General features: G+C 40.6%; 12 protein-coding genes and 1 riboswitch. Of the genes, 5 read left to right on the forward strand and 7 right to left on the reverse strand.

The window, feature by feature from the left end; translation table 11 throughout:
- Nucleotides 1-145 precede the first annotated feature (145 nt).
- From A5888_RS10810 to A5888_RS10820, 3 genes are all read right to left on the reverse strand, one after another.
- Entirely contained in the window at nucleotides 146-721 is a 576-nt protein-coding gene (locus tag A5888_RS10810; protein ID WP_339102067.1) for a LysM peptidoglycan-binding domain-containing protein, read from the reverse strand.
- 465 nt (nucleotides 722-1186) lie between these two features.
- Nucleotides 1187-2032 (reverse strand): tyrosine-protein phosphatase, encoded by an 846-nt coding sequence (locus A5888_RS10815; RefSeq protein ID WP_339102068.1) that lies wholly within the window; start codon nucleotides 2030-2032, stop codon nucleotides 1187-1189.
- Nucleotides 2029-3678, reverse strand: a complete 1650-nt coding sequence (locus A5888_RS10820; protein ID WP_170924807.1) for a PTS transporter subunit EIIC — start codon at nucleotides 3676-3678, stop codon at nucleotides 2029-2031. The genes A5888_RS10815 and A5888_RS10820 overlap by 4 nt, the downstream gene beginning before the upstream one ends.
- A 171-nt stretch (nucleotides 3679-3849) precedes the next feature.
- Here A5888_RS10820 and A5888_RS10825 point away from each other — a divergent pair, with 171 nt between their 5' ends.
- Nucleotides 3850-5787, forward strand: coding sequence for a BglG family transcription antiterminator (locus A5888_RS10825; protein WP_086349696.1), 1938 nt, complete (start codon nucleotides 3850-3852; stop codon nucleotides 5785-5787).
- Between the two features lie 73 nt (nucleotides 5788-5860).
- Here A5888_RS10825 and queG read toward each other — a convergent pair whose 3' ends face one another.
- Nucleotides 5861-7015, reverse strand: a complete 1155-nt coding sequence (queG, locus tag A5888_RS10830; RefSeq protein WP_170924826.1) for a tRNA epoxyqueuosine(34) reductase QueG — start codon at nucleotides 7013-7015, stop codon at nucleotides 5861-5863.
- A 108-nt stretch (nucleotides 7016-7123) separates the two neighbouring features.
- On the reverse strand, nucleotides 7124-7735 hold the full coding sequence (locus tag A5888_RS10835) for a YczE/YyaS/YitT family protein (RefSeq protein ID WP_086349694.1): 612 nt from the start codon (nucleotides 7733-7735) through the stop codon (nucleotides 7124-7126).
- A gap of 353 nt (nucleotides 7736-8088) precedes the next feature.
- Nucleotides 8089-8261: riboswitch (Lysine riboswitch) on the forward strand.
- Nucleotides 8262-8338: 77 nt separating this feature from the next.
- On the opposite strand from A5888_RS10835, the gene A5888_RS10840 reads away from it, so the two are divergent.
- Nucleotides 8339-9955, forward strand: coding sequence for an ABC transporter permease subunit (locus tag A5888_RS10840; RefSeq protein ID WP_086349873.1), 1617 nt, complete (start codon nucleotides 8339-8341; stop codon nucleotides 9953-9955).
- 11 nt (nucleotides 9956-9966) lie between these two features.
- Nucleotides 9967-10707 carry an amino acid ABC transporter ATP-binding protein gene (locus A5888_RS10845; RefSeq protein ID WP_086349693.1) on the forward strand — a complete coding sequence of 247 codons (741 nt, stop codon included), beginning with the start codon at nucleotides 9967-9969 and terminating at the stop codon, nucleotides 10705-10707.
- Between the two features lie 99 nt (nucleotides 10708-10806).
- Here the strand turns inward: A5888_RS10845 and A5888_RS10850 are convergent, their stop codons facing one another.
- Both A5888_RS10850 and A5888_RS10855 read right to left on the reverse strand, forming a co-directional pair.
- Nucleotides 10807-11376: a TIGR00730 family Rossman fold protein gene (locus A5888_RS10850; RefSeq protein WP_086349692.1), complete on the reverse strand. Its 570-nt coding sequence runs from the start codon at nucleotides 11374-11376 to the stop codon at nucleotides 10807-10809.
- A gap of 78 nt (nucleotides 11377-11454) precedes the next feature.
- Nucleotides 11455-12069 (reverse strand): histidine phosphatase family protein, encoded by a 615-nt coding sequence (locus tag A5888_RS10855; RefSeq protein WP_086349691.1) that lies wholly within the window; start codon nucleotides 12067-12069, stop codon nucleotides 11455-11457.
- Between the two features lie 121 nt (nucleotides 12070-12190).
- On the opposite strand from A5888_RS10855, the gene A5888_RS10860 reads away from it, so the two are divergent.
- Nucleotides 12191-12517 carry a MazG nucleotide pyrophosphohydrolase domain-containing protein gene (locus tag A5888_RS10860; RefSeq protein ID WP_086349690.1) on the forward strand — a complete coding sequence of 109 codons (327 nt, stop codon included), beginning with the start codon at nucleotides 12191-12193 and terminating at the stop codon, nucleotides 12515-12517.
- A complete protein-coding gene (locus A5888_RS10865; RefSeq protein WP_086349689.1) occupies nucleotides 12514-13005 on the forward strand; it encodes a GNAT family N-acetyltransferase in 492 nt (163 codons plus the stop codon). The genes A5888_RS10860 and A5888_RS10865 overlap by 4 nt, the downstream gene beginning before the upstream one ends.
- Nucleotides 13006-13095 lie beyond the last annotated feature (90 nt).

Raw genomic sequence — 13095 nt, forward strand, 5'->3', positions numbered from 1 at the left:
AAAAGATTTTCTCTTTCAATAACCAACCTCCTTATTTCTACTCATCAGTCCAATTTGACAATGAGCCCAAAAAAAGGAACAACAATCAGAATCCTCTCTGACTGTTGTTCCAAACATTCGTTTATTCTATTTTACTCGCTTTTGATTAATACCAGCCATTAGCTAACCAGAATGCTTGGGCTGCTTCCCATGAGCCATAGCGTTGTGCTACGTATTGATCGGCTACACGTTCTTGATTGGCTTCTGAATAGTCACCATTCAGGTATGAAGAATCTAATTGGTATCTTCCGATATATCTGCCGTTTGTCGCTGAATAAGAACCGCTTGATTCTTTTTGAGCAATCCATTCTTTGGCAGAAGAGGATGTTCCTGTATATGTTGATTCAGCTACTGCAACAGGTGCTGCAGCTGTTTCTGTTGTTGGTTGTGTTTGTACTTCTGCTTGTACCGCTGGAGCTGCTGTTTCAACAACTACACCATCATTTGTTCTGATTGTTAATTGTTGTCCGGCAAAGATCACATTGACATTCGAAATGTTATTGTCAGTAGCGATTGCTTCAATCAATGAATTGTCTCCACTGAATTGTTGTGAGATTTTAGAAAGTGAATCTCCTGATTGTACTGTATATAAAGTGTCTGCATGTGCGTCCGCTGTTCCGGCAAAAATTCCAAAGCCTGCTGCTAAAATTGTTCCTACAAGAATTGTTTTAATAGATCGCATTTAGTTAATTCCTCCATAAAAATGTTTTGTTATCTCTCGTTGAGACTGTCCATACTTTATCATCCCTCCATATTTCATAGGTAAATATACCGTGACAATTCATTACAAGGATTTATTTTTCGTAACACTTTGTAAAAAAATATGCTAGAAAAGCCTTTATTAGTGAGTTTTCATAGTTGTTTTCTAATTTCAAAAAACTTACATTTTTTATAAAAAAATGACTAAATGATAGTTTCCTTAGTTTTTTTTAATCTTTTTCTTGTGTTACTTATTCTTTTTTTTCAAGAAAAGGACCGTTTATCGCAAAAATGTAATGTAAAAAGTCAAGATTTATGCTGTTTTCAATCTATTTTCAGCAATTTTCCGTGAAAAAGACAGGTAAATTTAGCCCAGTTTCTACTAAATAAATAGAAAAAGAATCGAAAGATGCTTCCCCTTATAGGAAGTTTCTCTCGATTCTGCTAATTACTGCATATACTTTTGTTGAAAAAGCTGAATTTCTTCTTTACTTAATCCTAAACCTTCTATTAAATAGTTTTCTTTCGACCCATATACGGCGAACATCTCGTCAAACCCACTCTCTAGGTAATGAATCCGCGTATCCATCAAGCTATATAAATAATCCAACACAAATCGATCCTCTGTATACTGCTTATACTCGTTCAGTCTTCGTTGGTTGCGCACACCATTCATTGCTCTTGTCAGCAAATAATCCAGCTTGATATCTTCATCAGAAACACCAAAGATCATCAATAGAATCACGCTGCCCCAGCCCGTTCGATCCTTTCCACCATGACAATGCTGCACCATCGGCAACTGTTCTTCTCGCCTCAGCACATTAACCAAAGCACGATAGACAATCAAGGATTCTGGCAAACTAACCAAGTCTCTCATTTGTTGACTCATGTCCATTTGACGGTCAACCAGCATCTTTCTGCCTTGTTCTGTTTTTGCCAGCTTATTTAGTTTTTCAACCTTTGACTGATCACTACTAGCTTCTGCGGAAGCGACAACTGCCACTTCTGCTTTCGGCGAATAATTCAATGTTTGGGTATTCATAACCTCTTTATTGGGTCGAAGTTGACGCTCCACCTGATTTCGATAGTCAAAAATCGTACGCAGTTCCATGTCAACTAATCGTTGACAGTCATGCTCTGTCAACTGTGACAAATCGTCCGAGCGAAAAAACAAGCCGGTTTTTACTTTTTTATTATTCACGCCTTTATAGCCGCCAATATCTCGAAAATTGAACGTTCCTTCCAAAACTACCTCGTGAAGCGACTTTAATTCTCTTAACTGTTCTTCTATCACTCCGCTTCCACTCCTTTTGTAGATATTGCGTCTACTGTAACTTTCTCCTCCGGCTTTGTCTCTACCACATTTTCTTCTGTCACTTTTTGCTTATCTAAAGCTTTTAAAAATGGCAAATACAATGCAATGATTGCGATGAACTGGATAATTTGGATGAAAGCTCCTTGCCAGCCTCCAGCTAATATTCCACTAACTATCGGCGGCATTGCCCACGGAAGCGTCACTCCTACTTTTGGTAGAAACCCAATGATCGTCGCAACATAAGCAATCCCAATTGAAAAAACGGGTGCCAAGGTCATCGGTACGAAAATCAACGGATTTAGCACCATTGGTATCCCGAATTTCATCGGTTCACTAATCCCAAAGAGTCCCGGCACGACAGAAATTTTCCCAACTGATTTTAATTGAATGCTGCGGCAAACGATGACAAGCAGTAACGCCAAAGCCAAATGTCGGGGACCTTTATAGACATTCAGAAATGATTCAGTCAAAATATTCGGCATCTCAATACCGTCTGCATAAGCATTGATATTTTCAATCGATGGAGGCAAATACAAGGTAGAGGTGATTGCACCTAGTGCCCCACTGCCATGAATACCAAAAAACCAAAGGATTTCACCAAAGAATACAATAAACAACATGGTAAAGATAGAAGCACCCAAGCCCTGTAATGGCGTTTGCAATAGGGTATAAATACAATTATGAATATTACCAAAAGCTGTTGCCTGAAACAGCCCGCTGATCGTAATCGTCACAACAGCAATAATTAGTCCGGGAATCAATGAAGAAAAGGTTCGTGAAATCATAGGCGGTACTGATTCCGGTAGCTTGATCGTTAGATTCAAATCGATCAGTTTGGCATAAAGATATGGCACAGTCAGAGCCACGAGCATACCGACAAACATCCCTTTTGACCCTAATAAAGATAATTCAAAGGCTCGTGTCGTGCTGTCCCCTACCTCAAATACGGCGATCGGTGTCAGCATAAAGAAGCTCATCATTGAAAACATAATAGATTCCAGCTGGCCTTTTTTTAGATTGTTCGCCATTTCAGTGGCTAGCGCCAGAATAACATAAATCGTAATAATATCTGTAGTCAGTGCTGAACCAAGTCCAATGATGCTGCTTAGTCCCGAGTTTTCCAAAAAGTTTTTCCAAGCTGGAATCTCTAAGTTCAATAAAATGACTGCAATAGAACCAATAATAGTGATTGGCAGTATTCGCAGCATCCCATTGGCGATCGTCTTGATAACCAAATTATTAGAAAAGCGAACGACACCACTTTGGAGCTTATCAGAAAATTTGCCTGCGTTACTTTTATCCATTCTTTTTTCCTCCTCTGAATTTACAAATAGCATGAAATCGAGAAGTATTTTTTTCGCGTTCATCTCTCCGAAGTCTTCCTTAGCAATCTCGTAGATAGGGATTTCACGCGCTCCTATCAAGCTTTGGATCGTTTCCATTCGAAAGCTCAGCTGCGGGGAAACCAAAATATAATCTGTTTGTTTGATAAATAATGCCAGATTTTCTAACGAACAGGCCCCAACCCTGATCTCTTCCAGGTGATTATTTTTTACCTCCTCCCGTAATTTTCTTACGAGGATACTTGAAGACATACCCGACGAACAACAAACTAAAATATTCATCTTCTTCCCCTCCATCTTAAAATTTATGTTATCTCCACTCAACATAGACTATTTCCGTTATTTGGCGGAAATAGTCTAGCTCGAAAGAATCTTGAAAAAATTGAAAAGCCATTATCGTCAGTTTATACTATTCATAAGAAATAGAAAATATGTTTTTCAAGTAGGTGTCCTATGAAAAAAAGAATGATCGATCTTTTGCAGCTCTTAGCAATTAGAACTGACTATATAAATGGAAATGAATTAGCAAATAAGTTGGCTATCTCTTCACGAACGTTACGTACAGATCTACGGCAGCATGAAGAGGAGTTGAAGAAGAACGGTTGTCGCATTTTATCCCGACCCGTTTTAGGCTACAAGCTTCATATTGATGATCAAGCGTTATTCTCAACCTTCCTAGAACGTACATCTGATACGACAGAGGATATTCCACAAAATAATCAGCAACGCATAGAGTATGTGCTTAAAGTCCTCTTGCTTTCCGAGAAAAAGTACACGGTGGATCTCTTCTGTGAAGAACTGTTCATCAGTCGTTCTTCCTTCACGCTTTTGATTAAAGAGGTCAAACAACAGCTTGAAAAATATGCATTACAGCTCGTGTTTGATCATCACTACTATCTGAAGGGCTCTGAGAAGGACATTCGATTGTGTATGGCGGAATATTTCTTTCATCAGCAGAACTATTCATCTGCACAAAATCATTTGGATGCCATTTTTTCTAAAGAAATTTTTCTGCGTATCTCCACAATCGTCGATCAAGAATTAGAGAAACAACCTATTGCAATGACCGATACGGCCAGAAAAAACCTAGTCATCCATTTGGTTATCGCGGTCCTGAGAATTAAAGCAGATGATTTGATCCATGTGGAACAAGGACAGTACCACCATCTTGAACGCAATCAGGAATTTGTCATTGCCGGAGCTATCGCTGCCAGAATCGAGCAGGAATTCCACTTGATTTTTCCTTATACAGAAATTTATTACGTGACGATCCACCTGCTCGGTAAACGGACAATTCAAGCATTGGATCGAAACTCTGCAGACTGGGAAACTGCTGAGCGGCTTTTTGAAACAATAGCAGCTGCACTGGAAAGCTCCTATGGCATTTCTCTTGCAACAGATTTACAGTTCTACAGCAATTTCACGATTCATCTCTGCGCTTTGATCACCCGAGCGACTTATGGACTTGTTGGCCGTAACACGTTATTGACTGAAATCAAAAAAAATTATCCCTTTGCTTTTGAGCTAGCGGTTTTTTCAAGTAATTTGATTGAATCACAATTAGGCACACAAATCTCTGAGGATGAAACAGGCTTTTTAGCATTACATCTAGCATTGGCCCTTGAAACAAAAAAAACGGAACGAAAATTCCATATTTTGATCGTCTGCGCGAGCGGTCGCGGTACTTCCCAGCTATTGGCATTCAAAATCCAGCAGCGCTTCGCCAATCAAATTGCTCGCCTCGAAATCATCGAGGCCAGTGAATTGGAGAAACGAACATTGACAGACATTGATTATATTTTTTCCACCATCGAATTAAACACTGAATTCCCTATACCTGTGATCCAAATATCCAATTTTTTAGAAGCACAGGATATTCAAGCAATTTCTGGCCGATTAAAACAGGCTGAGGTTCCTAATAAATTTTCAGATTATTTTTCTGAAGAACTATTTTTTGAAAATATCGACTTATCTACGAAAGAAGAGGTTCTACGATTCCTTGTTGCCCACATCGCTGATAGCGACACTCAAGAGCACTATTTTCATTCTATCTTACAACGTGAACAGCTAGGAGCAACCGAATACGGGAATCAGATTGCTTTGCCTCACCCTTTAGAACCTGTTGGAGATACAAGCATAGTAGCCGCTCTTTCACTAAAAAAGCCTATTTTATGGCAGAAAAAGATGGTTCGTTATGTCTTTCTTTTCTCTTTCTCAAAACAATCCGAAAAAGACGTGTTGATCGTTACCGATTTTCTAACGGAATTACTATTTGATATAAACAGTCTCCAACAATTAAAAAAGAATTTTTCCTTTCCTACTTTTCAAACTCTTTGGAATGACCATATCGGATATAAAGAACCTTTGACAGAAGAATCGATTTTCAAATAATGTTGTTCCAACTACCACTAAAAAAACCAGAAATCAGATTTCTTGTCTGACTTCTGGTTTTTTCATTGCTTCTTTACTTAAGAGCACTTTTTGTCAATACTGCTATCGCCACTTCAAGCTCCAACAAGACGTCTTCTTCCTTCTCCTTTTGTTGGAGTATTTTAAGAATCCCCAGCCATTTTTCCGGCTCACGATTCCCCAGCTTGCTGATTGCCCAGACTGCAGTCCCTCGAATCACAGGCCGCACATCTTCTGTACAAGCGAGAATATCGGGTAACGCTTCTCTACCACCAAGATTTGCTAAAGCAATCAAGGCATTACGCTGTAGTGGTTTTTTCCCACGCCAAGATCCAGCGAGATGACCAAACTGCTTTTTAAATGCCTTATTCGATAGACTAAGCATGGGCTGCAATCGTGGGTAAACCTCTTCGATATCCGGTTCCATTTCTTCGTGAAAATGAAAATCCTTTCCTCTATTGTAAGGACAGACTAGTTGGCAAATATCACAGCCATAAATCACACTACCCATTTTCTTTCGATACTCTGTTGGCATCATGCCTTTTGTCTGCGTCTGGTAAGAAAGACATCGTTTCGCGTTCATACGTCCGTCACCCAAAAGTGCATCCGTTGGACAAGCCGTAATGCAACGTGTACACTCACCACAGCCAAAAGGAACGGGCTCATCTTGTGCAAACGAGATATTGGTCACGATTTCGCCTAAATAAACAAAAGAGCCAAACTCTTCTGTTATCAATAGCCCATTTCTACCAATAAAGCCTAGTCCTGCACGCTGTGCCGCTGCAACATCGATCAGCTCTCCAGTATCCACCTGCGGTTTGAACTGCCAGCTCTCCGCTTCTTCTAACGATTCTGCCTGCGCTCGAATGAACGCAATGAGTCGTTCTAAACGTTCGCGAAGAATATCATGGTAGTCGATCCCCCATGACGCACGGGCAAATTGCCCTCTTTTTTCATCTCGTGGTATTTTTTCTCTTGCCTTTGTTGGATAGGCCAATGCAATCGCAATAATCGTCTGAGGATTATCAAATGTTCGCTCCGGATAGAGCCGCTCTTCGATCACCGGATGCTCAAAGCCTGAGGTATAGCCCCGATTTTTCTGTTCTTCCAGTGATTCCTGCAACTGATCAAAGGGCTCCGCTGAAGCAAAACCAATTTTATCAATACCCAGACGTTTGCTTTCTGCAATGATTTTTTCTTTTAATGTCACCATTGTCAGCAGCTCCCTTCATTCTCTTTCTACTATCTAGTGCATCATATCATGAAAACAAGAAAAGCCCCTAGCTCAGGACTCTTCTTTTGACTCTATCCAATTTTATTATTTTGATGGTTCTCTTTTATTCAATTTCATACTGCGCTTCAGCATCCATTCCACGACTGGTCCCGTCAATAATAGACAGACGAATGTAGCGATATGGAAGTCTTTACTTCCTAACAATAACCCCAAAATCACAAACGATGCATCAATACCTATACGAACCGTTCGTAGGCTGAATTTCGTTCTTGCTTCTAACATAAAGGACAAACACTCGATCGCTGCTGAACCCATTTGTGCAGATACGTAAAATCCGATGCCAATGCCATACAAAACGGCCCCAAGTAGTCCCCAAAACAAGGGTGCTCCCATCGTCCAATCGCCTAAAATATAGAAAAAGAAATTCAAGATCAGCCCGAGACCAAAACCGTTGATGATCGTCCCGACACCCATCAATTCTCTTTGAATAAAAAAAGCTAAAATAATCACTAAAAGATTGAAGAGCATACTAAGATACCCAAATTCTATAGATACATGTTGTTGGATTCCTGTTAGGAAGACACTCAAGGTATCCGTCCCAAAACCGCTTTTTAGCAGCAAAAAAATAGCAAACGCTGTCAATGTTGTCCCAAAGAATACAGAAAAAATACGATATACTGGATTTAATTTTGTCATTTCTACTCACATTTTCCTTTAATTATTTGTAGTTCCCAAAATAACTACAACTTTTCACTTACTACTCCAAGCAATTGAACTGCTCAGTCTCATATCCCTTATCATACAGTAAAAACGCAGAATAATCATGAAGAAACTCACATTTTTGTTCATGAAACACGAACATTCTTTCAAAAATAAATGAGCAGCTTATCTTTGAATTCCCTCATATCAATGAGCAGGTTCTATAAAAACACTCAGTGTATACTAATAAATAAATCTTCCAAGCATTATCCCTCTGAATAAACGATTGACATTTTGAGCTATATAACGTAGACTAATTACTACTTGAAAAACAACTGAATAGTACCTCAATATGAGGTAGAGGTCGCGATTTTTATTAATCTTGTGGAGTGAAAGGACACGTCGAAGCAAGCCTAGGAACAATCGCCGAAATGTATAGCAGCCTTTCTGTTGTATGTTGGGACATCACGCGAACAGCTGATGGACTGTCTTGGCAGTAATGCTAAGTTGCGCTATGTTTTCGTTGAGGGATCCTTTGATTTCAACAACCTGCTGGCGCATGGTTGTTTTTTTGCTTTTATCAGAGAAAGGGAGAGTTATATGAAAAGACGTTTTTTATCTTTCAGCTTGTTCATTACGTTGCTTGCAGGACTATTCTGCGCACCGCTGATCAGTCAGGCTGAAGGCAATACCAATGGAGAATTTCGTGTGGGGATGGAAGCTGGTTATGCCCCATTTAACTGGACACAGACGACCGACGCCAATGATGCAGTTCCGATTCCAGGCGATCATTCTTATGCTGGTGGATACGATGTCCAAATAGCGAAAAAAGTTGCTGAAGGGTTGAATAAGAACCTAGTCATCGTTAAAACCAAGTGGGATGGACTTGCTCCGGCACTCCAATCTGGAAAAATAGATGCAGTTATTGCTGGAATGTCTCCAACTCCTGAACGAAAAAAGGAGATTGATTTCTCTGACGCTTATTATGAATCAAACTTAGTCATTGTGACACGCAAAGACAGCCAATATGCGAATGCGACAAGCATTGATGATTTCAAAGGAGCAAAAATTACCGGTCAATTGAATACCTTTCATTACAGTGTGATCGATCAGATCCCAGATGTACAAAAGCAACAAGCACAAGCTGATTTCGGTGCCATGCGGACTGCTTTAGCCTCTGGCGTGATCGATGGCTATGTCAGCGAGCGACCGGAAGGTGTGACTGCTGAAACAGTTAACCCAGATATTAAGATGGTGGAATTTAGTGAAGAGAATGGCTTTCAAACCGATCCGGCGGACACAACTATTGCTGTTGGCGTTCGAAAAGGTGACCCAAACCTCGAAAAAATCAATACCATTCTAGCCGGTATTTCTCCGGAAGAGCGGACCAAAATCATGGATAAAGCCATCCTTGATCAACCAGCTGCTGAAAATACTGCGGATGGCGATGAAGCAGAAGTAAAAACAGGGGTTCTCAATGATTTCAAAAATATCTTGGATCAATATGGGATTTTGTTCCTTCGCGGTACAGGAACAACCCTTCTTCTAGCATTAGTTGGTACAATTATCGGTACATTGATCGGGCTGTTGATTGGTGTGATTCGTACAATTCCTGAATCAGAAAACAAAGGGAAACGTGCTTTCCAGAAAGTCGCAAACTGGCTGTTATCTGCCTATATCGAGATTTTCCGCAGCACCCCAATGATGGTGCAAGCGATGGTCATTTACTACGGGATCGCACTGGCATTCAGCATTGATCTGAATCGAATGGCTGCTGCGTTCTTCATTGTATCAATCAACACAGGTGCCTACATGTCTGAAATCGTTCGTGGAGGAATCTTCTCTGTTGATAAGGGGCAATTTGAGGCTGCCCAAGCAATCGGGATGACACATAGTCAGACAATGACAAAAGTCGTATTGCCACAGGTTATCAGAAATATCATGCCTGCAACTGGGAATGAGTTTGTTATCAACATCAAGGATACCTCTGTTCTGAGTGTTATTTCTGTTTCAGATTTATTCTTCCAAGGGAACTCAGCTGCTGGGGCAAACTATCAGTTCTTCCAGACCTTCTCAATCATCTGCGTGATTTACTTTGTGTTGACCTTTACGATCACACGTATTCTACGTTGGGTTGAAAAACGAATGGACGGCCCTTCTGCCTACATTCCAGTTGAAGAAACCACGCAGGCTGTTGCGACAGGCGAAGACAAATAAGGAGGCCGCTCATGAATTCGATTATTGAAGTAGAACACTTAAAAAAGAACTTCGGTGAAAATGAAGTGCTAAAAGATATCAACTTAACAGTCCATAAAGGAGAAGTCGTGACGATCATCGGATCTTCCGGTTCGGGAAAATCGACCATGCTTCGTTGCATCAACCTTTTGGAAAAACCAACTGCCGGGAAAATCATCTATCAGGATCAAAACGTTTTAGAGCCTGGCTATGATTTACCGAAATACCGGACACACCTTGGCATGGTGTTCCAACAATTCAATTTGTTCAACAACTTAAATGTTTTAGATAACTGTACAACAGGGCAGATAACCGTCCTGAAGCGCTCCAAAAGCGAAGCAGAAAAAACAGCGTTGGAAAATCTGGAAAAAGTCGGTATGGCTCGTTTCGTACAGGCAAAACCGGCCCAGCTTTCCGGCGGACAAAAACAACGTGTGGCAATCGCCCGCGCGCTGTCTATGAACCCTGATGTTCTTTTATTTGATGAACCGACCTCTGCACTTGACCCTGAAATGGTAGGAGAAGTGTTAAAGACAATGAAGAGTCTGGCCCATACCGGGCTGACGATGATGATCGTGACACACGAAATGGAATTTGCCCGTGAAGTCTCTGATCGTGTCATTTTCATGGATAAAGGTGTCATTGCAGAGGAAGGAACTGCTGAAGATATTTTCGTTCATCCAAAAGAAGAACGGACAAAAGAATTTCTTAAGCGGATTCTATCAAAAGAATAGCTATAAAAAGGAAAAGAAGATGCTCTCGGGTGAGCATCTTCTTTTCCTTTTTATAATTTTTTACTTGTTGCAAAACTAAGAATTACGCGTTTAAAAAAATTATTTCTCGTATTTTCTGATTTCTGCTACTGTGTGATTATCAAAAAATCCCTTCATTTCTTCCAATGATTCAGTAATCAATATTCTTTCCCGATCCTCTTGCGTTAAGAATCCTTCAGTCACCATTTTATCGAAAAATGCCGCCAACAGCTCATAATACCCATTGACACTCAAAAGAACACACGGATTTCCATGCTCACCGACACGCGCCCATGAGATGGCTTCTACTATCTCTTCCAATGTTCCTGGTCCACCCGGTAAAGCAATATAGGCGTCAGCTAAATTCATCATTTTCTTTTTCCGCTCGTGCATGTCATTCACAATAATCAGCTCCGTCAGCTTTGGATGAGCGATTTCTCTCTCTACAAGAAAAGTGGGCATCACACCAATAACTTCCCCTTCTGCGGCTAAAACTGTATCAGCAATATGCCCCATCAAACCAACATCACCACCACCATACACTAAACCAATTTTCTGAGAAATCAACCACTCTCCCAGTTGTTTCGCCAATTCCTGATATACAGGACTATTCCCCATACTCGCACCACAATAAACAGCGATTCGTTTCATCAAGCTTCCTCCGTCCAGATCTTCTATAGATAATTAAGACATCTCACTCCTTAATGAATGAAATGTCTTAATCTTCGATTATTGATAAGAAATATCATTAAATCGTTCAAGCTCCCAACTGTCTGCGTGTTTGTTCAAAACAGTTAAACTCGTATTTTCAAGCGGACTGTTTTGGCGCCAATCCTTCTTCTCTTTTCCTGTCAGATAGTTGATCAAGACAATCAACAGCACCCCATGAGCAACAACTAATACGTTGCCCTTCGGATGTTCCTCGGCCAGACGATCGATCACCGGAATTGACCGTGCCACCAGCTCATCATACGTTTCTCCGGAAAATTCAGTTGGGTCATACAAATCAGGTCGCGTACGCAACAGCTGCGTCTGTTCATTATCCAAATCTACAACGATTCCTTCTTTCTCTCCAAACCCAATTTCTCTCAATCCATCATGATAACTGACAGATAGTCCATCCAAATGCAGATTTTCTGCTAAAATAAATGTGGCTGTATCCATCGCTCGTTTTTGAGTGCTAACAGCGACTGCTTCAAAAGCAACTTGCGATAAATGTCGACCCAGTTGCCCTGCCTGTTCGATTCCTTCCGGTAGCAATGGTGAATCGATGCCGCTTCCTTGAAAACAATTTAATACATTTAATTCTGTTTTTCCGTGTCGTACAAAATAAAAAGTTACCATTATCCGTTCTCCCCCCGCGCGTTCATTCTCTTCGATTATAGCAGTTATTTTTTTATCTGTCTTATTCATTTCTTCCAGAAGAACTTATGATATGATAGGAAAAGAAAAAGGAGGCCTAAAAATGGATATACAAGAATACCAAAAATGGATCAGTACCTTTTATAAAAAACGCGGCTGGTATGCTCTCGATCCCTTTGTTCGTGTCAGCTTTCTTTCCGAAGAAACTGGCGAGGTTGCTCAAGCCGTACGAGCGTTGGAAATCGGTCGGGACAGACCAGACGAACAGCCAAAATCTCCGGAATTATTGAAGCAGCAATTAACGGAGGAGTTGGGTGATGTGTTGGATAATATTTTTATTCTCGCTGATAAATACGAGATTCAATTAGAAGATATTCTAGTGTCTCATAAAAATAAATTAACGGAGCGCTTTAAGGAGGAATCCGTGTGACAACTACTATTCAGATAAGAGAGGTTCAAGAATCGGACTATCCCGCACTAATGGCGATTGAGAATCTGATTTGGACAACAGAGAATTCACCGATCGTCCATCATTATACTGATGTGACAGACTATCGTGCACGAATGAGCGAAAAACAAGTGTTTGTTGCTGTGTTGAATGAGACGGTCATCGGCTTTGTCGATGTTCATCATCCGACGCCCTTGCCTTCACACCGACACCAGTGGATGCTTGGTATTGGGGTTCATCCTGACTACCAATCCTTCGGTGCCGGCAGACGATTACTTGCCCATTTGAAGAGCGTTGCACCAGATTATGGCATTCATAAGCTATCCTTAAGAGTCATGGGAACAAATACAGCCGCGATAGCTTTCTACAAGAAAAATGGCTTTGTACAAGAAGGACATCTGAAGGATGAATTTTATATGGATGGTACCTATTGCGATGACTATTTTTTTGCTTACATCCTGAATAATTAGAAACATGATTACCTCTATTAAGGGACAGGCAAACAAGAAAAATTCATGTATATGATTTTCTTGCTTGCCTGTCCCTTTTAACTCTGTTAT

The sequence above is a fragment of the Enterococcus sp. 9E7_DIV0242 genome (genome assembly GCF_002140975.2).
Lineage (GTDB): Bacteria > Bacillota > Bacilli > Lactobacillales > Enterococcaceae > Enterococcus_L > Enterococcus_L clewellii.